The organism is Arcobacter sp. 15-2 (assembly GCF_047159865.1).
Lineage (GTDB): Bacteria > Campylobacterota > Campylobacteria > Campylobacterales > Arcobacteraceae > JAIOSF01.
The window spans coordinates 730,756-755,479 of sequence record NZ_AP038804.1 but is presented as its reverse complement, the minus strand read 5'-3'; the positions used below and the strand labels follow the sequence as shown (position 1 = coordinate 755,479).

Genomic DNA, 24,724 nt, shown 5'->3' with positions numbered 1-24,724 from the left:
ATGGCTGGTGCAACTCCAAAATTAATAAAAGAGCTTAGAGAAAAATCTGGTGCAGGAATGCTTGATTGTAAAAAAGCATTAAATGCAACAGAAGGTAATCTTGAAGAAGCAATGAAACATTTAAGAGAAGCTGGTTTATCTAAAGCAGCTAAAAAATCTTCAAATGTTGCTGCTGAAGGTTTAGTTTCAATTTTAGTTAATGATGATAAAACTAAAGCAACAATGGTTGAGTTAAATTCTCAAACAGATTTTGTTGCTAAAAATGATAACTTCTTAGCACTTAAAGATGAAATTACAGCTCATGTTCAAGCCACAGCAGTAACTTCAACTGAAGAGTTAAATAAAACAGAAATCAATGGTACAAATTTCGAAGAGTACTTAAACTCAAGAATTGCTATCATTGGTGAAAATATTGTTGCTAGAAAAATGACTACTATATCTACAGATAATGGTGTAGTTAATGGTTATGTACATTTAGGTAAAGTTGGTGTTATTTTAGCTGCAACTTGTGCACCTGAAGCTAAAGAAAAAACTGCTGATTTATTGAAAAAAGTTGCTATGCATGCTGCTTCAATGAAACCAACAGTTATCTCTTATAAAGATTTAGCACCTGAGTTTATTGAATCTGAAAACAAAGGTATCATTGCAGATATTGAAAAATTAAATATTGAGTTACATAGACTAGGTAAACCAGAAAAAAAGATACCTTTATTTGTAAGTAGATCTCAATTAACAGCTGAAGCATTAGCTCAAGTTGAAGAAGATTTAAAAGCTGAACTTAAAGCTCAAGGTAAACCAGAAAAAATTTGGGACAAAATTATCCCTGGACAAATCGAAAGATTTATCACAGATAATACTCAATTAGATACGGCTCACGCTCTTTTAAGTCAACCATATGTTATGGATGATTCTATGACAGTTGAGCAAGCGATTAAAGCTTGTGATGCGTCAATTGAAATCGTTGAATATGTTAGATACGAACTTGGTGATGGAATTGAGAAAAAAGAAGAAGATTTTGCGGCAGAAGTTGCTGCACAAATGGCTAAATAGTAATTATTTAGCTTAGTATTTGGATTATGAGGGAAACTAATAGTATCGAACCTAATTCAAATTTGTCCTTACTTGATGTAAGGGCAGTCTCTCATGATTTTGACTACCCCCTTTTTCAAGATATAAACTTATCACTTCAAAAAGGTGAATCTATAGCTATCATTGGTATAAGTGGTAGTGGGAAATCAACTTTACTTAATATATTTTCAACTTTATTGATTCCAAATAAAGGTGAAGTGTACTACAATAATAAAAATATATTTAATTTATCAAAAAATGAACTTTTAAAAATAAGAAGAGATGATTTTGGAATTATTTTTCAAACACACTATTTATTTAGAGGTTTTAATGCAAATGAAAATTTAGAAATTTCTAAACTTTTAAGTGGAAATGAAATAGATAATGATTTGATAGACAATTTAAATATAAGTCATGTAATGAAACAAGGCATTGGTGAACTAAGCGGTGGACAACAGCAAAGATTATCTTGTGCAAGGGTTTTGATAAAAAAACCAAAAATAATATTTGCAGATGAACCTACTGGAAATTTGGATACTCAAACTGCAAATGAAGTTATGGATGTTTTGTTTGACTATGTGAAAAAAAATGATGCTGGACTTATTATGGTAACACATGAACATGATATAGCTGACAAATGTGATAGAGTATATAAACTTAACAATTATAGATTGGAGCAAATAAAATAATGATTAGTGGAAAGTATTATGAGTAAAAGCTTAATCTTAGTATCAAGAAAACCAATTATTATCCAAATTTTTACTTTAGTGTGTAAAAAACTGCATATAGATTTAGAAGTGTTGCATGAGGCTCAAATTGATCATAAAGTTGATTTAATTATTATTGACAACGATTTTATTGATGGTAGATTTAATATTATAAAATCATATACAAAGTTAATAGGAGCTATATCTAAAACAGAATTACCTTTTGAAAGTGCAAATGATTTTCTCATACCTTTACCTTTTTTACCTTCAACTTTAGAAAATATTTTAGAAGAGCAACTAGATATTCTTAAAAAACGAAATAGTTCAAAAATGTATATTTCAAATATTGAAGTTGAAGATGACCATGTTACTGATGAAGAAGAGATTGAACCTGCTGTTGAGTATTTAGAAAGCTTAGCTGATGATATTGCTTATGATATGGAAGAAGAAAATGATGATAGTATAGTCTCTTTGGCTGCACTAAATAATGGTGGAGTATTAGATACTAAAGAGTTGTCAAATATACAAAATATAATGACAACAGGTGATGTGCATAAAGAAGATTTTGCAGAAGAGAGAGTTGATAATGAGTGGATGGATTTATCATCTATTATTGATCAAGCAATTGATGAAGTAAATACTGTAAGTGAAATATATAGTAAATTTGATAATAAACCAATCAAAGTACTTCTGAATAATTTTGAGTTAGATGAGTTAACTCCATTATTAAATAAATTGGATCAAGATATTATTGATTCTTTAACAGATGGTTATGAGATAAACTTACAAATTAAATTAGGAAAAACTGAGAGTGAATAACTTATATACAAAAGGCGCAATACTTTTATTATCAGGGCCAAGTGGTTGTGGGAAAAGCTCTTTATTGAAAGAGGTGTATAAAATTATAAATAATTATCACTTTTCTATTTCAACAACGACAAGAGAACCTAGAATAGGTGAAAAGCATGGTGTTGATTATTATTTTGTAACAAAAGATGAATTTGAAAAAGATATAAAAAATGGTGATTTTCTAGAATGGGCAGAAGTTCATGGAAACTATTACGGAACCTCTTTAAAACCTATCAATCAAGCACTAAAAGAATCAAAACTTGTAATTTTTGATATTGATGTTCAAGGTTTTGAACAGGTTATTACTAAATTACGAGATATTACAACTACAGTTTTTATAACAACACCTACAATAAAAGAACTAGAAAATAGACTATATACTAGAAATACTGACTCAAAAGAGGTTATTGAAAAAAGAATTTCAAATGCAAAAGCTGAAATTGAGTATATTGATCAATACGATTATTTTATTGTAAATGATGATTTAAAAATTGCATCAGAACAGTTAGTTTCTATTGCTAGAAGCTCTCTTGTTAAAGCTTCGTTGTACAATAAAGAAGAGATTATAAAAAATTGGAATAAGTAAAGATTTTAAATTTTATCTTTACTTACTGCTTTTCCAAAATGCCAACCTTGCATATATTCAATACCTAGACTTTTAGTTTTTTGATAGATATCTTCACTACTTACAAATTCAGCTACAGTTTTTACGCCAAATTTAGTACAGAAATCAGAGATGGTTTCTACAATTAATGCATGTTTTGGAAGAGTATCAATCTCTTTTATGAGTGAACCGTCGATTTTAACAAAGTCAACATTGAGTGCTTCTAACATATTAAAATTAGAATAACCAGCACCAAAGTCATCTACTCCAATTTGACAGCCATACGATCTGATTTTGATGATAAAATCTTTTACAATTTCAAAGTCTTCAATCTCTTCACTTTCTAATATTTCAAAATCCAAAAGTTTTGCTTCATCTTTGTATTTTTCTAAAGTATTAAAAATAAATTGATGTGTATCATTGTTTATTATATCTTCAAAAGATAAATTAACTGCAACTCTTATTTGTTTCTCTTTAATAATTGCTAATACACTAGAAAGCATAACTTTTATAATAACTGGAAACAATCGTGCTTTTTTTGCAATTGTTAAAAACTTAAAAGGAGCTATCTCATTGTCATCCTCGTCAATATATCGGATAAGTGCTTCGTACTTATAGACCTCTTTTGTATTGGCATCAATGATAGGTTGAAAATATGGCTGGAATCTTCCATCTACCAAACCTGATTTGAGTTTTTTAATCCACTTTATATTTTCTTCAATATCTTTTTTTTGTTCAAATTGTTCTTTATCATATTCTAAGATATCAAGATATTTTTTTCTAGCTTTTGGTATTGCTCTTTGTGCATATTCAAATGCATGTTTATCACTTGATTGAGCAATCCCTATAGTGATACTAATATCAATATTTTCTCCATCTATGTTAATCCCTTGGTGGCTAGATTTATGAATAAACTCTTTACACAGTTTTTTAAACTCTTTTACATCAGCGTCTTGATCATTGGATAGAATTACAAAATGATCTGAACCAACTCTGTAAATATTGTAAAGTCCATTCGTAAATGTTTCTTTCATACTTTGTGCAAATGCTAAAAGTATTTTATCTCCAAAATCTTCTCCATAGAGATCATTTAGGATTGAGAATTTATCAATATTAATCAGAGCAAGTGTAGACTTTTCTATAGTTTTTGTATCTTTAATAAGTGCATTTCTATTTTGTAGTTTTGTTAATTGATCTAAATACAAATCTCTCAGTTCATGATAGAGTAAAGATTTTGACATTATATCAAGTAGTTTTTTGACATTTATTGGTTTCAAAACATATTTATCAACACCCAAATCAATCGCTTCTAATAAGTATTCGGAATTTGAGAATGCTGTTGCTACAATAATAGGCATATTTGAATTAATCTCTTTAATCTCTTTTGCCATCTCTAAACCATTTTTATTTGGCATATTTACATCAGTAATAACCAAGTCTATAAGATGTTGGTTTTCTTTAAAAACAGCTAGACCCTCTGCTCCATCTTTACATATAAATTGATTTTTTGTAAAGGATTCAAGTATCCCTTTTGTAATATCTCGTAAATATTCTTCATCTTCACAATACAAAACTGTAATATCTTTTAGTCTTGATACATCTGCTTCCATTAAATCTCTTCTTTATTATTATTTTAGATATAATAACATAATTTAGGTAAAAGGTAATATTGGATGGATAATAAAGATAATGATAAATTTCTAGTCTTAAATATAGGTGGAACTTTTAATAAAATATATAATGAGATTATAGGAAAATTAATTGTTCCAAATAATAATTTTATAATTAAATCAGTATTAGAATCATCAAAAATTGGTAGAATCAGTATTAAAAGTATTATTCATAAAGACAGCTTAGATATGAATAAAAAAGATAGAAAAAAAATAATTAAATATATTGAAAAATCGAAAAGTCAATATATTATTATTATCCATGGAACAGATACAATGGAAAAAACTGCAAAATTTATCAATAAACACATAAAGAACAAAGTTATTATTCTTACGGGTGCAATGGTTCCTTATAGTATTGATAAAGTTGAAGCAACTGCAAACTTTTCACTCGCTATGGGATTTCTTCAAGGTAAAAAGATAAAAAATGATGTTTATATTGCAATGCATGGAAAAGTAAAAAAATATAATAAAATTTATAAAAACAGAGAACTTGGTATATTTGAATGTCACTAATTGCATGTAGCCATTGTCATTTAGAGTTTGATGAATCACTTATGATAAATGAGCCTGAAAATAAAAATTTACATTTTTGTTGTAATGGCTGTCAAGGAGTGTATCATCTTTTAAAAGATGATGGGCTTGATAGTTTTTATGAAAAAGTAGGAAAAAATAAATTAGCAAAGCCATTAGCAGTTGGGAGTGATAGTAGTAATTTTGATATGGAAAGTTTTACTACTCGGTATATTAAGAAAACTGATGAGGGTTTTAGTAGAGTTGATTTAATTATTGAAGGTATCCATTGTGCTGCTTGTATTTGGCTCAATGAAAAAGTACTTGACCAAACAGCTGGAATAGTAGAAGTAAATATTAATTTTACGAATAATAAAGCAAAAATAATTTGGGATGAAGATGTTATAAAACTTTCTCAAATTATAGATAAAATACGAAGTATTGGATACAACGCATATCCTTATGATAGAACCGAGAGTGAAAAAAAAGCTACAAAAAATAAAAAAGATTTTTTCTTACGGATGTCTATTGCAATTTTTGCATCGATGAATATCATGATGATCGATGTTGCAAAATATACAGGTTATTTTACTGGTATTGATGATGAGATGCTTCGTATTATCCATATGGCAGAATTTATTTTTGCAACTCCTGTACTTTTTTATAGTGGATGGATTTTTTTTAGAGGTGCTTACTATGGACTAAAAAATAAAATAATAAATATGGATTTTTTAGTTTCATTTGGAGCTACACTTAGTTATATTTACTCTTTATATGTTTTATTTGGAGGTGCTGGAGATAGTTACTTTGATAGTGTTGCTATGATTATTACTTTTGTTTTGGTTGGAAAATATCTTGAAGTATTAGGGAAAAAAAGTGCTGTTGATACAATGGATAAAATAAAATCTCAAATACCACTTGAAGCTACAATCATAAAAAATGGTGGGAAAAAAGTAGTATCACTTGATGAGATAAAAGTTGATGATATTATTGAAGTTAAAACGGGTGAAAAAGCAAGTGTTGATGGAGAAGTTGTCTCGGGATTTAGTAGTTTTGATGAAAGCAGTATAAGTGGTGAATCTTTACCTGTTAGTAAAACTACAGGTGATAAAATTTATAGTGGTACAATTAACACTCAAGCTGTTATACGATATAAAGCGGTTAAAAATTATGCAAATTCTACTTTAAATAATATTGTTGAGTTACTTGAAGATTCTTTAAATTCTAAGCCCAAAATTGAAGATACTACAAATGAGATATCAAAATATTTTTCAATTATTATTTTGACATTATCATTGGCTACTTTTATAGCTTGGTATTTGTATGTTGGAGGATTTGAAAATTCTTTAATTGTGGCGATTTCTGTAATTATTATTGCGTGTCCTTGTGCTTTAGCTTTGGCGACTCCAATTGCAAGTTTGATTGGTATAAGCTGGTTATCACAAGAAGGACTTTTATTTAAAGAAGCAAAGTTTTTAGAAACATTTGCAAAAATAGATGCTATAGTTTTTGATAAAACAGGAACTCTTACAACAGGAAAACTTACTGTAAAAAAAGTTCCTTTGTCTTTAACAAAAAAGGAACTCAATATTTTGTACTCCCTAGCAGATAGTTCAACTCATCCAGTAAGTGTAGCAATTAAAAACTATCTTGAAGAGTGCTTTGAAAATTTAGATATAATAACTTTAGAAGAGATAGAACAACTACCTTCAATGGGACTACAAGCTCGATATAATAACAATATAATTTTTGGTGGTAGATTAGAAAATAATGTTGAGTATCAAACCACTATTTATCACTTTACTATCAATGACAAACTTTTGGCAACTTTTGAATTAGAAGATAAACTAAGAGAAGATGCAAAAAGTACAGTAGAGTATTTTAAGAAACAGAACATAAAAACAATACTGTGCAGTGGTGATAATGAACAAGCAGTTTCTTCAGTTGCAAAAGAAGTTGGAGTTGATCATTATAATGCAAAAATGTCCCCCATAGCAAAGGCAGATTATATTCAAAGTTTAAAAGATAGTAAAAAAAGTGTTGTTATGGTGGGTGATGGGATAAATGATTCTTTAGCTTTAAGTAGAGCAAATATTTCAATTGCTATGGGAAATGGCGCTGATATTTCAATTGCTATTAGTGATATTGTCATTTTAAATGATAAGCTTGAAGGAATCAAAAAAAGTCATTATATTTCTCAAAGAACATTTAAGTTTATCAAACAAAATTTGATGATATCTACTGTTTATAATATACTAACGATTCCTATTGCAATGGCTGGTTATATTATACCTTTAGTTGCTGCATTATCTATGAGTTTAAGTTCATTATTAGTTGTTGGAAATAGTTTAAGAATAAAAAATAGGAAAATAGATGAATAGTATTTTATGGATTGAATTAGTTGTTGGTATTATTGTAAGTTTTACTCTTTTAGGTATATTTATTTGGGGTGTAAAACAGGGACAATTTGATGATGGTAAAAAGATGATGAATGGTCTTTTAAATGATAGTACAGAAGATTTACAAGATGCTGTTAAAAAAGATGAAAAAGTGAAAGATTTAAGAGAAAAAAAGAGAGAAAAATTACAAAAAAAAGATTAACTATTTCTAATGGTTAATCTTTTTTCAACTTGATAAAATTATTTACCAAGACCTGTTGATGATAAATCAGCTTCGCTATATTTAGCAACTTGACCTTTCATAACACCTTTCATAGGTCCACCGTAAGTACCATTTTTGTATCCGATTAATGAAGCAGTTACTTCAGCTTTAGTCATATCTTTAACAATTTTAGATTTACCTAAAGCTTTCTTTTCAAAATTTTGTCCATGACATGCTTTACATGCACCTAAATTTACTGCTGCAAATGCTGCTACGCTTAATACTAATGTTCCTAATACGATTTTTTTCATATTATTGTCCTTTATTTAATTTTGCTAAATAATACTAACTTCTTACTTCAAGTTATCTTATATAAATTAAGATAAAATATATTTATGAATAAAAACTGTGTATTAAAAATAGATAACTTATCTTTTGGTTATAATAAAAATGAACTGCTTTATGATAATTTTAATTTGTCATTAAATAAAAACGAAATTGTTTCTATTGTTGGGGTAAGTGGAAGTGGTAAATCAACTTTATTTGAACTAATTACTTCTAACCTAACCCCTATAGAGGGAACGATAAAAGTGAAAAAAATAGCTTTTATTTTTCAAGATCCTTATAGCTCATTTCATCCTTCATACACAATTATTGAACAAATTAATGATGTAGTAGAAAACTATGCAGAGACAGAGTTAATAGATCTTTTAAATAAGTTAGACTTAAAAAAAAGTTTGATTCTTAAAAAACCTCATAAATTAAGTGGAGGTCAATTACAAAGATGTAGTATCTTAAGAGCTATTCTTATGAAAGCTGATATTTTACTTGCAGATGAACCAACTAGTGCTTTAGATAATATAGTAGCTTTGGAGACAATGAAACTATTAGTAGGTTTTATAGATAAGTTTGGTATTCTTCTAATTACACATGACAGTGATCTTGGATTATGGTGTAGTAATAAAATAATAAATATAGATATTTAGGAAAAAAATGAGCAAAAAAGCGTTAGTTTTATTGAATATGGGAGCAGCAAGAAATAAAGATGAATTAGAAGTGTTTTTACGCAATATGTTTAATGATAAAAATATTATTACATTTAAAAATGATACTATTCGATCTATGTTTGCTTCTTTGTTAGTTTATAGTCGTTTAAATAAAGTGTGGGACAATTATAAAACTATAGGTGGTTCATCACCGTTACATGATTTTACGCAAAAGTTAGTTGAGAAATTGACTATTATTTTTCCTGAATACTACATTACTACAGCTATGCGTTATACTTCTCCATTTTCTCAGACTGCTATTGCACGAATAAAAAAAGAAAAAATAAAAGATGTTATACTTCTTCCTTTATATCCACAATATTCAACTACTACAGTTAAATCAAGTGTTGAAGATTTTGTGGAAAAAAGTGCAGGTGAGTTCAACATTACAACTATTGAACCATTTTATAAAAATGAGACTTATAATAAAGCTATTTGCGATGAGATTGTTAAAGTTCAAGGGAAGTACAATGACTTTCATTTGATATTTTCAGCACACTCTTTACCTCAAAAAATAGTAAAAAAAGGTGATCCTTATCAAAAACAAATTGAGGAACATTTTGATTTATTAAAAGAAAAACTTTCTCACTATGCAACAAACATAAAATCGATTAATTTAGCATATCAGTCTAAAGTTGGGCCAATGAAGTGGCTAACACCAAGTCTTGATAATATGTTAAAATACTTTAAAGATGAAAAGGTGATTATTTATCCTCTATCTTTTATTATTGATAATAGTGAAACAGTTTTTGAGTTAGATATAGAGTATAGACAGATTGCAAAAGATTTACAAGTAAAAGAGTATAAAGTCTGTAGTTGTGTAAATGACAATGAAACTTTTGTTGAAGCACTTAAAGAGATAGTCTCTCTTTAAGTGCTAATCTAAATTATTTAGATACAATTCTAATTGTTCTTTTAACAGGACAGTTATTTAAAAGTTGACAATCAGTTGTTCTGTAATAAGTTTTAGCTGAAGCTACAACTCTACCTGTTTGGTTGTCCATAATTCTTGCATTTATGATAACTTGTTTATCAATAGCAGAAAATGTTCCTACTAATACATAGCTATTAGCAACTTTTTTATTGATTTTTCGTGCATCTCTTGTGATAAAAAATTCACCAGTAGGGTTTATCGTTAGTGCATTTTGACCTCTAAAGTCAGCTACATTAAAACCTCTAATAAAGAGTTCATTGAAAAATGTTTCACCAATTGTTCTTCCAAAAGAGCTTGTTTTTGATAAGTTATGTAGATTTACAAATGATGTAATAGCGATATTTCCCATATCTGCTTGAGCAATTCTGCTGCTTGCTAATAGGCTATCAGCTAGTTCTACTATTTTATCATCAACCATTCCATTTGATCCAACAGGAGAAACATAATCTGATATCATGTTTCCACTATTGATTTCAATTGTATTTTCACCTTGAGCGAAACCAGTTGTACCAATACATATAAGTGAAGCAACTAATCCACTTTTTAATAATTTCTTTAACATAATACACCTTTTTAATAATATGAAGAAAGTATATCTGCACATTTCTTAAAATTAGATTAATAGATATACTTAATTTTAGATAAAATTATTAAACTAATAATTTATTATTAACAAACAATTAACTAATTCAGATTGATTTAAATTAATCTAGGATAAAATTCGTTTAATAAGTGGCGTTTTTCGTGGCTTTATTTTAAACTTTAGGAGGAGATTGATGCAGAACGGTGCAACAATTGAGTATGATTACTCGATAGCAAAAGCCTTTACTTTTGCAACAATTCTGTTTGGAATCATAGGTATGACTGTTGGTGTTATTTTAGCATTTCAACTTGCATTCCCAGGGCTAAATAACTTAGCTGGCGAGTATGGTACATTCAGTAGGTTAAGACCTTTACACACAAATGGTGTGGCGTTTGGGTTTACACTAAGTGGTATCTTTGCAACATGGTATTATGTTGGTCAAAGAGTATTAAAAGTATCTTTAAAAGAGTCACCTTTTTTAATGGGTATAGCAAAATTACATTTTGTATTGTATTTTGTTACTATTCTTTTAGCAGTAGTAACTTTAATTTCTGGTATTACAACATCAAAAGAGTATGCTGAATTAGAATGGCCATTAGATTTACTAGTAGTAGTATGGTGGGTTCTATGGGGTATTTCAATTTTTGGATTAATTGGTATTAGAAGAGAGAGAACATTGTATATTTCACTATGGTATTATATTGCATGTTTCGTTGCTGTTGCAATGTTATATCTATTTAATAATATGGAAGTTCCAACAATGTTATTTGCAGGTGATGCTCCAAGTTCTTGGATCCATTCAATTTCAATGTATGCAGGTACAAATGATGCACTAGTACAATGGTGGTATGGACATAATGCTGTTGCATTTGTATTTACTACACCAATTATTGCTATGATTTATTATTTCTTACCAAAAGAATCAGGACAAAATGTTTATTCTTATAAACTTTCTATCTTAGCTTTCTGGGGATTAATGTTTGTATACTTATGGGCTGGTGGACACCACCTTATCTATAGTACTGTTCCTGATTGGATGCAAACTATGGGTTCTGTTATGTCTGTTGTTCTTATTTTACCATCATGGGGTTCTGCTATTAATATGCTTTTAACTATGAAAGGTGAGTGGGGTCAATTACAATCATCTCCATTAATTAAATTTATGGTTATGGCTTCAACATTCTATATGTTATCTACTATTGAGGGACCAATTCAAGCTATTAAATCTGTTAATGCTATTGCTCACTTTACAGATTGGATCCCTGGACATGTTCACGATGGTGTACTTGGTTGGGTTGTATTTATGGTAATGGCAGCATTATTTCATATGGCACCAAGAATGTATAAAAGAGAGATTTATTCTAAATCTTTAATGGAAACACAATTCTGGTTACAAACAACAGCTATCGTATTATACTTTACATCTATGTGGATTGCTGGTATTACTCAAGGTATGATGTGGAGAGCATATGATGAATATGGTTCTTTATTATACTCATTTATTGATACAGTTACAGTATTACAACCATACTACACAATTAGAGCAGTTGGTGGATTATTATACTTAATTGGTTTCTTTATGTTTGCATATAATATGTATAAAACAGCTACTTGTGGTAGAGTTCTTGATAAAGAGCCTACAAACGCATCGCCTATGGGCGCTTAAGAGAGAGGGGTTAATATGTTTCATTGGTTAGAACAAAGACCGTTTTTCTTTACGGTAGTATTATTTTTATTTATTGCGTTTGCAGGACTTGTAGAAGTTTTACCAGATTTTGCTAAAGCTTCTCAACCTAAAGTTGGTACTAAACCATATACTGTTTTAGAACTAGCTGGTAGACAAGTTTATATTAAAGATTCTTGTAACGCTTGTCACTCACAGTTAATTAGACCATTTAAATCAGAAACTGATAGATATGGTATGTATTCAATTTCTGGTGAATTTGCTTATGATAGACCATTTTTATGGGGATCTAAAAGAACTGGACCAGATTTACAAAGAGTTGGTAACTACAGAACTACAGATTGGCATGAAAACCACATGATGGATCCTGCTTCAGTTGTTCCAGGTACAGTTATGCCTGCATATCCTCATATGTTTACTAATAAAGCTGATATAGCTACTGCATATGCAAATGCAAATACTCAAAAACAAGTATTTGCTGTACCATATGACAAAGCTGGTATGCCTAAGTTAGGTTCATGGGAAGATGCAAGAATTTCAGCTTTAGCGGAAGCAAAATTAGTTGCAGCAGATATGAAAAATCAAAGTGTAAAAGATGCAGTAGAAGCTGGCGAAATTCCAGAAATTGTTGCTTTAATTGCATATTTAAATTCTTTAAAATAAGGCTAAAACATGGAATACGAAACTCTATTAACTGTTCAAGCTTATGCTAAATTTGCTTTGTTGGCAATTGTATGTATCGTGTTTTATAGTTATGCTTTTTCTATATATAGAAGAGACAAAAAAGGTGAGACTAACTATGAAAGTTATTCGAACCTTGTGTTAGACGATAGTATAGAATCAAAACCTTTAGAAAAAAGAAAAAATGACAATAAAGAGAGTTGAGAAACTTTTGAAAAAAAATAAAAAAGGAGATAGCTAATATGAAGTCTATGGTAATAGGTGGTATTATTCTTATCATTGCATTGATGACTGGTACATACTTCATGGCAGGTGATTCATTTGCCTTAGGTGAAGATTATATCAATGACCTTACAATGTTGGGAGCTGTTGCAATTATTGGTATTACAGTATTTGTGGCATTAAAGTATGTTAATCAAATTAAAAATGATAAAGCTACTGGTGAATTAAAAGAAGAAAATTGGGATGGTATTGGTGAATACGGTAACAATATTCCTACTGGTTGGGCATTGATGTTTATAGGTACAATTGTTTGGATGATGTGGTATTTCTTTATTGGTTACCCAACAAATCAATTTTCACAAATTGGACAATACAATGAAGAAACAAATGAATATCAAGCTAAATTTGAATCTAAATGGAATAATATTTCACAAGAAGATTTAGTTGGTATGGGTCAATCTGTATTTTTAGTACAATGTGCTCCATGTCATGGTATTGATGCTGAGGGTATTGATGGTAAGGCACAAGATTTAACAAAAAGAATTAGTAAAGAATCAGTTCTTGATGTAATTAATAATGGTGCCAACAACTTCAAAACTGATTTCCCAGGTGGTATGCCAGCAGGTATGGCATCAGGAAAAGATGCTGAAGAGATTGCTGAGTATGTTGCTGGTGGTTTAAAAGGTACTGCACCTGCAATGTGGGCTGCTTGTTCATCTTGTCATGGTGAGAATGGTGAAGGTATGGACTATGTTGCACCAAATATTAAAAACTATAGTGATAAATTAGTAGCTACAGTTCTTAAAGATGGTAAAAAATCTATCATAGGTTCAATGCCAAGTTTTGATGGAAGATTATCTGAAACACAAGTAAAAGCTGTTGCAAATTACTTAAGAAGTATAGGAGAATAGTATGGCTGGAAATACACAAATGAATGATAACGAAAGAGGTATATTTAGTTTGATACATGGTATTACAGGTATGTTAATTGCAGTTGTATTACTTCTTTCAATTCTTGGTACTTTAACATATTTCGCTGTTGTAACACAACAAGCTAACGCTGAAAACTTTTATGAAGTAAATCAGGATCTTAACGCATTAAAAATGAATGATCCAGAAAATCATAAAATGTGGATCAATAAATAAGGAGTAGATGATGTATTATGTAATTTGGGGACTATTAGCAGTTTCTGCTGTAGTAACAATCGCTTTATCATTTTTAGATTCTACAAGAGTATTTGTTGGCTAATTAGTGACTAAAGTAGTTAAAAAGGGGAGATGTTAATTCATCTCCCCTTTTTTTATGATTGAAATCTAAAATATATTATTTATTGACAAAGAAGAAAAATAGTAGTAATATTCATTTGAAAATTTTAAATTATAATAACTATAAATTTATTTTATGTAAATATAGAATTATGACAATTAAAAAGGAAAAACATGGCTGAACAGATACAAGCATGTAGCAATGATATATGTATGAAAAAGGATGAGTGTGAAAGATATAGACTTTTTAAACTAGGTCAAAATGATCATAAAAGATTTAATGGAAAACCGCATAAAGGTTGTGGACAATTTATTAAAATATCAAATCAGAATAATTAAAAAATTATACTAATTTAAGTACAATACAGTAAATATACAAATTATTTATAATTAAAGGAACATATGTGAGAAGCAAATTATTTTTTTTAGTATTTATATGCATATCTGCACTAAATGCAAGTCAAAACCCATATATTATTAAGCATGATGGATTGATTGATCAGCGTGCACAAGAGAAGATTTTTCAAATTGGAACTGAAGCAAAAGAAAAATTGGGAGTGAATCTTTATATAGATATTCGAGAAAATAATGGAATTAATCCTAGCGAAAAAAGAGAAATACGACTACAGCTTATGAGAAAACTAGAAGCTAATTTGATCTCTAAACTTCAAAAGCCGTATGTAGTTTTAAGTATATCCGTAGATCAGTTATATGCAAATATTTTATACTCTGATGATATGAAAAATATTATTGACAAAGATGATATTTTAGATGGTTATGTTATCCCTTTATTAGCTTCAAAAGATAAAAATAGTTTATTTGCAAAAACAAGTGCAGCGACATTGAATGGTTTTGCTCAAATGGCAGATAGTGTTGCAAATAGTCAAAATATTAAACTAGAGTCAAGTATAGGAAGTGAAGGGAAAACAGCGGGAACTATTTGGAAAGTATTTATGTATTTTATTGTACTTACAGGATTAGGTCTATATGTTATAATAATACTTAAAGAGAGAAAATATAAAAAGGGTGTAAATAGTGGAAAATAAAAAAGAGAATAAACCTATGCCAAAATGGCTTGTATATACACTTTTTATACTAAAGTTTATGTTGAGTATAGCCCTTATTTTTTGGACTGTTTATATGACTCTACAGTCAGATGTAGGAAAAGATGACGATAATGCTTTTTTAAGTAATCAACATGATGTAGATGATAACTACAATAAAATAATGGAACAAAATAATGAGTTCAATTCTAAGTACAATGTAAAGTTTGTTTTTAATGATGAAGAGATTATTGGGTTAAGTCATTCTGATATTTATCTTTCTCAAAGAGTTATAAAAGAGAGAAAAATACGAAAAAATATGTTACATATTGGGAAAAATAGTGTAAAAGTATATATTCAAGATAAAAATGCCAATGAGATAAAAGAGAGCAAAGTTGATATATTAGTAACAAAAAATACCACACACGCAGAAGATGTAACACTTAATCTTACAAATGAAAGAAGTAAAGAATTTGAAATTCAAAGTTTTGGGTACTGGAACATTACTGGGACAGTAGAAGTAAATGGAAGTAAAGGTTCGTTTTACATAAAAACAAATGCATCAAGACAAACTAAATAATTCACTTATCGTATTGCCAACATCAAGGGCAATACGGGATCATTTGAGTGAATTAAAAACAACAAATCAACTTATCAAAAAGTATATCTCTATAGGGGATTTTTTCCAACGCTCAATTATCGATAGTAAAAATCGAAAATTCGTCGATAAACATCTAAAAATCATTTTTTTAAAAGAAGCGATCGCAAACATAGATATTGAAAAACTTGGCTTCAGTAGAGAGTTTACAACATTTTTAAAACAAAGTGAATATATTTTTCGATTTTTTCAAGAGTTAGCAAATGAATATGTAGAGATGGAAAGACTCGTAGAATATGATACTTATGCATTATACTCAGATCATTTAGATATATTAAAAGAGATATATTATAATTATTCAAAGATACTCGAAAAACATAATTACTGTGATAATATTTTTTTACCAAATGATTATATATTAAATGAAGATTATATAGAACAGTTTGATGATATTACTCTTTATTTGGAAGGGTACTTGTCAAAATTTGAGTTTAAAATCTTACAAGATGTAGCTAAATTTAAAAATCTTACTATTATTCTTATTTTAAATCAGTTCAATCAAAAAAATATCTCATTATTAAAAGAGTATGGTTTAGAAGAAGATTTTGAGATAGGAAACCGTTATACAATCGATTTAACTGCTTTAAAAGTAATCAAAAAAGAGGAGAAAAAAAAGATTACAGAAGATGTTGTGATCTCTCCTATTTCATCACAGCTAGAGCAAATTGCTTTTATAAAATACCATATTACTCAGATGATTAAAAAAGGTATTGCAGCAGAAAAAATTGCTGTTGTGATTCCAAATGAAAAGATAAGTTCCAAGTTAGAGTTGTTTGATGATGAACACTATTTCAACTTTGCTATGGGAAGAGGTATATCAGAACATAAAATTGTAAAAGTGATAAAACTTATTACAAAAGTTTTGGTTGATAAAGAACCAAAAGATAGTGTAAAGCTAGAGTACTTCAATATAGATAATCAGATATTTTCAGAACTTTTTCGAGATAACTGGAATAAAGAGTTAACCCAAGAGATGATGCTAGAGATTTTGGAGTATCTTTTCTCTTTAGAGAGTGATGAAGAGGTATTGGAAAAACTTGAACAGATAAAAATATCGATGCAAATTTTGCTTTTTTCAAATAGTACCAATGAACCAATTGTGATCAAAACAAAGGAGTTTATGAAACTGCTCTCTACTGAGATAAATAATATCACAATAGATGATATCTCTGGTGGTAAAATTACAGTTTTAGGTATACTTGAAACAAGAGCGGTAAATTTTGATGGAATTATTGTGATTGACTTTAATGATCAAAAAATTCCAAAAATCAGCGTAAAAGATAAGTTTATCTCATCTTCTTTAAAAAGTATGGTAGGATTACCAAGTATAGAAGATAGAGAAAATTTACAAAGATATTATTATAAAAGACTTTTTGACAATGCTTTAAATATCGCTATTTGTTATATTGATGATGAGCAAAGTGTTATGAGCAGATTTATAGTACAACTTTTTGAAGACTATAAAACACATATCAAAAAAAATGATTTTAAATCTGTTTTATACACAAAAAACGATTTTAAACATTTCTATAGTGAAATCATTTTAGATATCGATTTATCAAAACAATCATGGTCAGCAACAAGCCTAAAAACATATTTACAGTGTAAAAGAAAATACTATTTTCAGTATCTTTCAAATATAAAAGATCACACCATAAGTATCAAACCAGAAGCTTTTGAGATAGGTAATATCATTCATAATTGTTTAGAGGAGGCTGTGAAAAAAAAGAGCCTTACCAATCAGTTTATAAGTAATTATTTTAGTACTTTTCAAAAAAACAATCCTTATTTAATTTTAGAGTTAGAGTTATGGAAAAAAAGACTTGAAAAACTTGTAGAGTACGAATCTATGAGAAAAGCAAATGGGATTGAGATATTTGAGGTTGAAAAAAGATTTGATTTAACTTATAATGGAATTAATATCAAAGGTGCTATTGATAGAATTGATAAGTATCCTGACAATACCTATGAAATTATTGATTATAAAACATCCTCATCTTTAAAAATTGATACACTCAAAACCTATGAAGAGAGTACAGATTTTCAGCTTGAGTTTTATTATCTAGCCCAGCGAGATAAAATGATAAGAGATGTTTGTTATTATAGTCTGAGTGATGTTGTTATGAAAAATGAAGTTGTTTTACAAGAAAAACTTGCTGTTTTAGATCTTCATTTTTTAGCTCTAAAGACAGAAAAAGTAAATTTTAAATGTACAGATAATTTAGCACACTGTACATTTTGTCCCTATAAAACCATTTGTCAGAGGGATTAGTATCATGCTAGAAAAAGTGTTTCATTCAAAAAAAGTTTTATTATATATTATGGCACTTTCTATGTCATTTTCTTTTGCCGCTTGGATGAGTTTATTGAACAATTTTGTTATAGAAGTGGCTTTTTTTGATGGAAGTCAAATAGGTATTTTACAAGCTATACGAGAGATTCCTGGCTTTTTAGCTTTTACTGTTGTATTGGTTACGATTATTATTGCACAACAACGGCTCGCTTATATCTCTATAATGCTGTTAGGTCTTGGTACAGCAATTACAGGGATTTTTCCTAGTGTATTTGGTCTGTATATTACTACATTGATTATGTCTACAGGCTTTCACTATTTAGAAACACTGAATCAATCGTTATCTTTACAGTGGCTTAGTAAAAAAGAAGCACCAATTATTTTAGGAAAGATTGTTGCTTTAAAATCATTTACAGCACTTATGTCATTGGGAATCATCTATATAATGATGAAGTTTTACAGTGTTGAGTATAAAGTAGTATATCTCTTTTTTGGAGGGATTACTTTTTTTATAGGTGCTTTTTCGTGGATTATGTTTAAACATTTTGATGATGATATTGTGCAAGATAAAAAAATCCGCTTGAAAAAAGAGTATTGGTTATTTTATCTTTTGACTTTTTTTGCAGGAGCAAGAAGGCAAATATTTGTAGTATTTGCTGGCTTTTTACTTGTGGAGAAATTTGGTGTTGATATTCATAATATGGTGATATTATTGATTATTAATTCTGTTTTAAATATGTATCTTGCTCCAAAAATAGGAAAGTTTATCTCTCGTTTTGGAGAATCACTCTCTTTAAAACTGGAGTATGTTGGACTATTCATTGTATTTAGTATGTATGCATTTGTGGATAATCTTTATTTAGCTTATTTTTTATATGTGTTGGATCATCTTTTGTTTGCAATGGCAATTGCTTTGAAAACATATTTTCAAAAAATAGCAAATCCAGAAGATATAGCTAGTGCAAGTGCTGTGAGTTTTACCATCAATCATATTGCAGCAGTTGTTTTACCAGTAGTTTTAGGACTTGTATGGTTATATTCTCATTCTTTAGTATTTTTGATTGGTTCGATGATTGCTATAGGTTCATTGGCATTATCTTTTTTAATACCTAAAAATCCTAAAATTGGTTTTGAAACGACACTTGCAAAAAATAAAAAAATTTAGTTAGTAATAAAAAAGGAGATAAAGTGAAAAAAATTATTTTGGGAATATGTGTAGTTTTTTTATTTATAGGGTGTACTACAAAAGTACAAACAGATATAAAACCATATGTAACTTTACATCAAAATGAGGTAGAAAATCTTTCTATAAATTTTATAGGTGTAAATGATAAAAGAGATACACAAATAGTATCAACAATATATAATGATAATAAGATTGAAAACCAATATTCATTAAGTTCAAATGTTCAAAAATGGTATCAAGAAGCATTTAAAAGAGAGTTTGAAAATGCAAAAATGTTAAACAATAAAAATGTATCGGGTATAGATGTTATTGTAAATATCACAAAGATTAGTGCTAAATATACAAAATATAGTTTAGATTCAAAAAATATGAGTGCAAATATCAAAATAGAATTAGTCATAAAAAAAGATGATAAAACAATAACTTCTCAAATAGAAACAAACCAAACACTTTACAAACCAATGATTTTAGATGCTGAGGGTTTTGAATCTATTCTCAATGAGGGGATGAGAGATTCTGTCTCAAAAACAGTAGCTATTTTGATTGAAAAAATTAAGTGAAATTAAGAATTTGTAAATGAAACCTTTTATAGCTTTAAAAGCCAGTGCAGGAAGTGGTAAAACATTTGCGCTAACTGTACGATATATTTCTCTTTTACTTCTTGATGCACATCCAAAAGAGATACTTACCTTAACTTTTACCAATAAAGCAGCAGCTCAAATGGCTGAGCGTATCTATGATACACTTCTTAGTCTTGGTGATGATGAAGCTATTTTGGATGCTGTAATAATTGAAACACAATTATCAAAAGAGAATGTATTAGCAAAAAAAGATAAGATTATCAAAAAATTTATCTCTTCAGAACTCTCTATTTATACTATAGATAAATTTATCAATAAGATTTTACGAGAGTTTAGTGGATATATAGGGATAAACGATGATTTTGATATCAAGTTTGATGATGAAGAGTTACTTCTTTATAAATTTTTAACCTCTTTAGATGAGTCTCAATTTGATAGTCTTATTCAGTTTGCTCATAGAGAAAATAAAAAGCTCAATTCGATTGTTGAGTTATTTAAAGTATTGATTGATAAAAATGAAAAGCTTGAGGTACAACACTATCCAAAGGGTAGTTTTGAGGCTGTATCTATTGCTATTATGGAAGATGCAAATATCATAAAAAATTTCATAGATAAAAGTACAGTTTCAAAGTCAGGCTATAATGCTGTAGATTTTAATACAATTGAACAACTTTTAGACAAAGGGAAAACATGGCTTACAAAAGAGAGTTTATCTGATTTTTCCTATTTCAAAAAAGCAAAACCTCCTATAGAACTTGATGATAATCTTGAACGATTACAAACAAATGTCACACTTTATTATCAAATCCAAGAGAGTTATACTCTAGAAAACTTATTTCAGATTTTTGATGATTTTAAAGAGTTTCGTTCCTCATACAATGCAAAAAGAAACTCTTTGGAGTTTAGTGATATTACTAATATTGTGTATAAGTTATTGGAAAATCACATCGAAAAAGATTTTTTATATTTTAGACTTGATGCCAAATATAATCATATTTTAATAGATGAGTTCCAAGATACCTCCACTTTGCAGTTTAAAATCTTATTTCATCTGATCGATGAGATTATCTCTGGAAACCCTGAAGTATATAAAACATTTTTTTATGTAGGAGATATCAAGCAGTCTATTTACCGATTTAGAGGTGGAACAAAAGAGTTATTTGACTATGTTGCTTCTATTTTTCATCCAATGTTAGAAGTTGAACTTCTAGATAAAAACTATAGAAGTAGTCAAAATGTAGTAAATTTTGTAAATAACACTTTTGAACCTCTCTCTAACTATGAATATGATAATCAAAAAGTCAATAGTAAAATTGAGGGGTATGTTGAGGTTGCTAATATCTCAAGTGAAAAAGAACTTATTTATGAAGATGTTTATAATAAAGTTGAAGAGTTACTCAAAAACAATATTGAAGTAAATAACATAGCAATACTTACCTATACAAACGCAGATGTTTTGGCTATTTATGAATATTTTAAACAAAAAAATCCACAACTTGAAGTGGTAACGGAGATGACTTCTAAACTTATAAGCCAAACAAATGTAAAAGCACTCATCAATGCTATAAAATATATCTATTTTAAAGAAGACATTTATAGAGTGAATTTCAATGCGCTTGTAGGAAAAGAGTATTTTACGCAGTTTGAATATTTTGTTGATATTGATAATATTGATGTAGTGACACTGCTTAAAAAAGTGGCATATCATTTTGATATAGTTGATGATAATGTTATCCGTTTTATAGAGTTGTCTGTATCGTATGATACTATTGTAGACTTTGTATATGATAGTAGTAAAGATGATACCTCAATTGTATCCCAAGCACAAAATGGAATCTCTATTTTAACAGTCTTCAAATCAAAAGGTTTAGAGTTTGATACAGTAATTGTACTTGATAGAGTTACGAAAAAAAACCCTGATAGAAGCTCTTTGCTTTTTGAATATGATGATATCGATTTAAAAAAGATATTTTACAAAAGATCAAAAAGGGAAAACCTAGATAGATTTTATGAAGAAGCTGTCAATAAGGAAAAAAAATTAGTCGTAGCTGACGAACTCAATATTTTATATGTAGCTTTAACAAGAGCAAAAAACAATATGATAGTTCTAAAAAAAGAGAAAAATAGTGTTTTTGATTTGTTGGGAGATTTTCCTTTAAAAACTATAGGGAGTTTGCATAAAGAGATAGTGCATAAAAAAGTAAGAAATAGTGAACAAGATGTTGAGTATAAGCCATTAAATTTAGGATATCAAGAGAAATCGAAATCTACTCAAGATAATAGTATAGGTAGTTTAAAGGCACGATATTTTGGTATAGCGACACACTATTGTTTGGAGATGATGAAAAATTTTGATACAAAAAGTTTAGAAAAAGCATTTGTGAATACACAAAATAAATATGGAAATTTTTTAGATGAAAACGAATTTGAAGATCTCTATAATAGAATTGCACTTTTAGTGTCAGATACAAAGTTTCAAGAGATTGTTGACAAAAGTAGTTTTACAAAAGAACAAGCGTTGATGTTTAATGATGAACATAAAATTATCGATTTGTTAGTACAAAATAAAAATGGATATGTAGTAGTAGACTATAAAACAACAACACAGAAAAATAGTTCACATCTTACGCAAGTAAAAAAATATGTACAAGCGATAAAAGAGATAACAGATGAAAAAAATGTTCAGGGGTATCTAGTATATTTACATCCCCAAAATGTGGAGTTATTAGCAGTATAGATGCAAAATATAAAAAAATTACATACCGCTCTTTTATCTTGGTATGAAGAAAATGGTAGAGAACATTTACCTTGGAGAACTACTAGAAATATTTATCATATTTATATCAGTGAAATCATGCTTCAACAAACACAAGTAAGTCGAGTGATGGAAGAGTTTTATCCTAATTTTTTAGAAAAGTTTCCTACTTTAGAGATTTTATCAAAAGCTCCTATTGATGAGGTATTGGCTTCATGGAGTGGTTTGGGATATTATTCACGAGCTAGAAATATACACAAAACAGCAAATTTATCCACTGAAAAATTACCTGATACTATGGCTGAGTTATTAAAATTACCTGGAATAGGTAGATACACTGCAAGTGCAATTTGCAGTTTTGGATATGAGCAAAATGTAAGTGTAGTAGATACAAATATAGCAAGAGTACTGAAAAGATATTGTGGGCTTTTAGATGTAAAAGATGAGGTAGTTTGGAAAAATGCAGATGAACTTTTAAATCATAAAGCATCAAGAGCACATAATCTAGCACTTATGGATTTAGGTTCAATGGTTTGTAATCCTAAAAATCCAAAATGTGATGAATGCCCACTAGAAAAAAACTGTTTGGGTAAAAATGAACCAGAACTTTATACCAAAAAGAAAAAAACTGTATATGAATCTATGGATTTATTTTATGCAATATGTATAAAAGACAATAAAATAGCTCTGCAAAAATCGACAGGTAAAATGTACAAAGGTATGCTTGAATTACCAAGTTGTGATCCTATAGATGAAAACTTTATAGATACCTATAAACATAGTTATACAAAATATAGATTAACAGTAAATTTATATAAAGTTGAAGAGTTAGATAACGATGAAATCATCTGGATAAAAATTGAAGATATAGATACTTTACCTATCTCTACACTTACAAAAAAAGCACTTTTGAAAATAAATAACATTTTATAAGAAACACGCTAAAATCACATTTTAAAAAGAAGAAAATATAAGGTAATAAAATGAATAAAAGTTTAGGAACAAATCTAATAGCATGTTTAATAGTTATTGTTGGGTATTTTACAGGAAATGGCATCATTCTAACTATAGGATTGTTTGCATTAAGTGGGGCAGTGACAAACTGGATAGCTGTACATATGTTATTTGAAAAAGTTCCTTTTTTATATGGAAGCGGTGTAGTAGAAAATAGATTTGAACAGTTTAAAACTTCAATACATACTTTGATTATGAATCAGTTTTTTACCAAAGAAAACTTAGATAAATTTTTTGAATCAGAGATGTCTACAAATAAAAAATTAGACTTATCAAATGTGATAGAAAAAACAGATTTCTCTATAGCTTACGAGAGTTTAAAAAGTGCAGTTATGGAGTCTAGTTTTGGTGGTATGTTAGGTATGTTTGGTGGTGAAAAAGCACTTGAACCACTTCAAGAACCTTTTACAAAAAAAATGAAAGTTGCTATAAATAATATCGTACATACAGATGATTTTCAAAAACTTATCCAAGAAACATTACAAAATAGTGATATCAGTGAAGATATGAGTAAAAAAATCGATTCAGTAGTTCAATTAAGACTAGATGAGTTAAATCCAAAGATGGTAAAAAACCTAGTACAAGATATGATTAAAGAACACCTTGGATGGCTTGTAGTTTGGGGTGGAGTCTTTGGTGGACTAATTGGATTATTGGGTTCATTTGTATTGTAGGCTTTATTTAAAAGACTTTTTTATAAGACAATAATATTTTATAGAAAGTCTTAAAAACTAAAACAAACATAAAGTTTGATTTAGTTTTTAAC

At 28.7% G+C, this 24,724-nt stretch carries 26 protein-coding genes; 23 read left to right on the top strand and 3 right to left on the bottom strand.

From position 1 onward, the window contains the following. From tsf to gmk, 4 genes are read left to right on the top strand one after another with little or no spacing between them, the layout of a single operon-like run. On the top strand, nucleotides 1–1,050 hold the full coding sequence (tsf, locus tag ACMCMH_RS04090; protein WP_412727369.1) for a translation elongation factor Ts: 1,050 nt from the start codon (nucleotides 1–3) through the stop codon (nucleotides 1,048–1,050). 26 nt (nucleotides 1,051–1,076) lie between these two features. After that, the gene (locus tag ACMCMH_RS04085) at nucleotides 1,077–1,757 is read left to right on the top strand and encodes an ABC transporter ATP-binding protein (RefSeq protein WP_412727367.1); all 681 of its coding nucleotides are present in this window, start codon (nucleotides 1,077–1,079) and stop codon (nucleotides 1,755–1,757) included. A gap of 18 nt (nucleotides 1,758–1,775) precedes the next feature. Further along, nucleotides 1,776–2,594, top strand: coding sequence for a hypothetical protein (locus tag ACMCMH_RS04080; RefSeq protein ID WP_412727365.1), 819 nt, complete (start codon nucleotides 1,776–1,778; stop codon nucleotides 2,592–2,594). Then, nucleotides 2,587–3,210, top strand: coding sequence for a guanylate kinase (gene gmk / locus ACMCMH_RS04075; protein WP_412727363.1), 624 nt, complete (start codon nucleotides 2,587–2,589; stop codon nucleotides 3,208–3,210). The genes ACMCMH_RS04080 and gmk overlap by 8 nt, the downstream gene beginning before the upstream one ends. A 5-nt stretch (nucleotides 3,211–3,215) precedes the next feature. Here gmk and ACMCMH_RS04070 read toward each other — a convergent pair whose 3' ends face one another. Next, nucleotides 3,216–4,838 carry an EAL domain-containing protein gene (locus ACMCMH_RS04070; protein ID WP_412727361.1) on the bottom strand — a complete coding sequence of 541 codons (1,623 nt, stop codon included), beginning with the start codon at nucleotides 4,836–4,838 and terminating at the stop codon, nucleotides 3,216–3,218. Between the two features lie 63 nt (nucleotides 4,839–4,901). On the opposite strand from ACMCMH_RS04070, the gene ACMCMH_RS04065 reads away from it, so the two are divergent. The 3 genes from ACMCMH_RS04065 to ccoS are packed head-to-tail and all read left to right on the top strand — an operon-like array spanning nucleotide 4,902 to nucleotide 8,012. After that, nucleotides 4,902–5,414 (top strand): asparaginase domain-containing protein, encoded by a 513-nt coding sequence (locus ACMCMH_RS04065; RefSeq protein WP_412727359.1) that lies wholly within the window; start codon nucleotides 4,902–4,904, stop codon nucleotides 5,412–5,414. Continuing rightward, nucleotides 5,405–7,792, top strand: coding sequence for a heavy metal translocating P-type ATPase (locus ACMCMH_RS04060; RefSeq protein ID WP_412727357.1), 2,388 nt, complete (start codon nucleotides 5,405–5,407; stop codon nucleotides 7,790–7,792). Before ACMCMH_RS04065 ends, ACMCMH_RS04060 begins: the two co-directional genes overlap by 10 nt. After that, a complete protein-coding gene (gene ccoS, locus ACMCMH_RS04055; RefSeq protein WP_412727355.1) occupies nucleotides 7,785–8,012 on the top strand; it encodes a cbb3-type cytochrome oxidase assembly protein CcoS in 228 nt (75 codons plus the stop codon). The genes ACMCMH_RS04060 and ccoS overlap by 8 nt, the downstream gene beginning before the upstream one ends. A gap of 38 nt (nucleotides 8,013–8,050) precedes the next feature. On the opposite strand, the gene ACMCMH_RS04050 is transcribed toward ccoS, so the two are convergent. Further along, nucleotides 8,051–8,323 carry a c-type cytochrome gene (locus tag ACMCMH_RS04050; protein ID WP_412727353.1) on the bottom strand — a complete coding sequence of 91 codons (273 nt, stop codon included), beginning with the start codon at nucleotides 8,321–8,323 and terminating at the stop codon, nucleotides 8,051–8,053. 84 nt (nucleotides 8,324–8,407) lie between these two features. Here ACMCMH_RS04050 and ACMCMH_RS04045 point away from each other — a divergent pair, with 84 nt between their 5' ends. Continuing rightward, nucleotides 8,408–8,998: an ATP-binding cassette domain-containing protein gene (locus ACMCMH_RS04045; RefSeq protein WP_412727351.1), complete on the top strand. Its 591-nt coding sequence runs from the start codon at nucleotides 8,408–8,410 to the stop codon at nucleotides 8,996–8,998. A gap of 7 nt (nucleotides 8,999–9,005) precedes the next feature. Further along, nucleotides 9,006–9,932: a ferrochelatase gene (hemH, locus tag ACMCMH_RS04040; protein ID WP_412727349.1), complete on the top strand. Its 927-nt coding sequence runs from the start codon at nucleotides 9,006–9,008 to the stop codon at nucleotides 9,930–9,932. 13 nt (nucleotides 9,933–9,945) lie between these two features. Here the strand turns inward: hemH and ACMCMH_RS04035 are convergent, their stop codons facing one another. Continuing rightward, nucleotides 9,946–10,554, bottom strand: a complete 609-nt coding sequence (locus ACMCMH_RS04035; RefSeq protein ID WP_412727347.1) for a FlgO family outer membrane protein — start codon at nucleotides 10,552–10,554, stop codon at nucleotides 9,946–9,948. A 214-nt stretch (nucleotides 10,555–10,768) separates the two neighbouring features. Between ACMCMH_RS04035 and ccoN the strand changes: the two genes are divergently transcribed. The 14 genes from ccoN to ACMCMH_RS03965 all read left to right on the top strand — a co-directional run bounded on the left by ccoN (nucleotide 10,769) and on the right by ACMCMH_RS03965 (nucleotide 24,632). Beyond that, on the top strand, nucleotides 10,769–12,241 hold the full coding sequence (gene ccoN / locus ACMCMH_RS04030; RefSeq protein ID WP_412727345.1) for a cytochrome-c oxidase, cbb3-type subunit I: 1,473 nt from the start codon (nucleotides 10,769–10,771) through the stop codon (nucleotides 12,239–12,241). A 15-nt stretch (nucleotides 12,242–12,256) separates the two neighbouring features. Continuing rightward, nucleotides 12,257–12,922 (top strand): cytochrome-c oxidase, cbb3-type subunit II, encoded by a 666-nt coding sequence (ccoO, locus tag ACMCMH_RS04025; RefSeq protein ID WP_412727343.1) that lies wholly within the window; start codon nucleotides 12,257–12,259, stop codon nucleotides 12,920–12,922. Nucleotides 12,923–12,931: 9 nt separating this feature from the next. After that, nucleotides 12,932–13,144 carry a CcoQ/FixQ family Cbb3-type cytochrome c oxidase assembly chaperone gene (locus tag ACMCMH_RS04020; RefSeq protein ID WP_412727341.1) on the top strand — a complete coding sequence of 71 codons (213 nt, stop codon included), beginning with the start codon at nucleotides 12,932–12,934 and terminating at the stop codon, nucleotides 13,142–13,144. A 38-nt stretch (nucleotides 13,145–13,182) separates the two neighbouring features. After that, entirely contained in the window at nucleotides 13,183–14,073 is an 891-nt protein-coding gene (locus ACMCMH_RS04015) for a c-type cytochrome (protein ID WP_412727339.1), read from the top strand. 1 nt (nucleotide 14,074) lies between these two features. Next, nucleotides 14,075–14,308 carry a DUF4006 family protein gene (locus ACMCMH_RS04010; RefSeq protein WP_412727337.1) on the top strand — a complete coding sequence of 78 codons (234 nt, stop codon included), beginning with the start codon at nucleotides 14,075–14,077 and terminating at the stop codon, nucleotides 14,306–14,308. A 294-nt stretch (nucleotides 14,309–14,602) separates the two neighbouring features. Next, on the top strand, nucleotides 14,603–14,767 hold the full coding sequence (locus ACMCMH_RS04005) for a hypothetical protein (RefSeq protein WP_412727335.1): 165 nt from the start codon (nucleotides 14,603–14,605) through the stop codon (nucleotides 14,765–14,767). Between the two features lie 65 nt (nucleotides 14,768–14,832). After that, complete coding sequence (locus ACMCMH_RS04000) at nucleotides 14,833–15,474, top strand: hypothetical protein (RefSeq protein ID WP_412727333.1); 642 nt, start codon at nucleotides 14,833–14,835, stop codon at nucleotides 15,472–15,474. After that, entirely contained in the window at nucleotides 15,464–16,051 is a 588-nt protein-coding gene (locus tag ACMCMH_RS03995; protein ID WP_412727331.1) for a hypothetical protein, read from the top strand. The genes ACMCMH_RS04000 and ACMCMH_RS03995 overlap by 11 nt, the downstream gene beginning before the upstream one ends. A gap of 43 nt (nucleotides 16,052–16,094) precedes the next feature. Beyond that, on the top strand, nucleotides 16,095–18,401 hold the full coding sequence (locus ACMCMH_RS03990; protein ID WP_412727329.1) for a PD-(D/E)XK nuclease family protein: 2,307 nt from the start codon (nucleotides 16,095–16,097) through the stop codon (nucleotides 18,399–18,401). Nucleotides 18,402–18,405: 4 nt separating this feature from the next. Then, nucleotides 18,406–19,587, top strand: a complete 1,182-nt coding sequence (locus ACMCMH_RS03985; RefSeq protein ID WP_412727327.1) for an MFS transporter — start codon at nucleotides 18,406–18,408, stop codon at nucleotides 19,585–19,587. A 23-nt stretch (nucleotides 19,588–19,610) separates the two neighbouring features. Beyond that, on the top strand, nucleotides 19,611–20,168 hold the full coding sequence (locus tag ACMCMH_RS03980) for a YajG family lipoprotein (protein ID WP_412727325.1): 558 nt from the start codon (nucleotides 19,611–19,613) through the stop codon (nucleotides 20,166–20,168). A 16-nt stretch (nucleotides 20,169–20,184) separates the two neighbouring features. Further along, the gene (locus tag ACMCMH_RS03975; protein WP_412727323.1) at nucleotides 20,185–22,926 is read left to right on the top strand and encodes a RecB-like helicase; all 2,742 of its coding nucleotides are present in this window, start codon (nucleotides 20,185–20,187) and stop codon (nucleotides 22,924–22,926) included. Further along, entirely contained in the window at nucleotides 22,927–23,877 is a 951-nt protein-coding gene (locus tag ACMCMH_RS03970) for an A/G-specific adenine glycosylase (protein WP_412727321.1), read from the top strand. A 50-nt stretch (nucleotides 23,878–23,927) separates the two neighbouring features. Beyond that, complete coding sequence (locus tag ACMCMH_RS03965; protein WP_412727319.1) at nucleotides 23,928–24,632, top strand: DUF445 domain-containing protein; 705 nt, start codon at nucleotides 23,928–23,930, stop codon at nucleotides 24,630–24,632. Nucleotides 24,633–24,724: the final 92 nt, after the last annotated feature.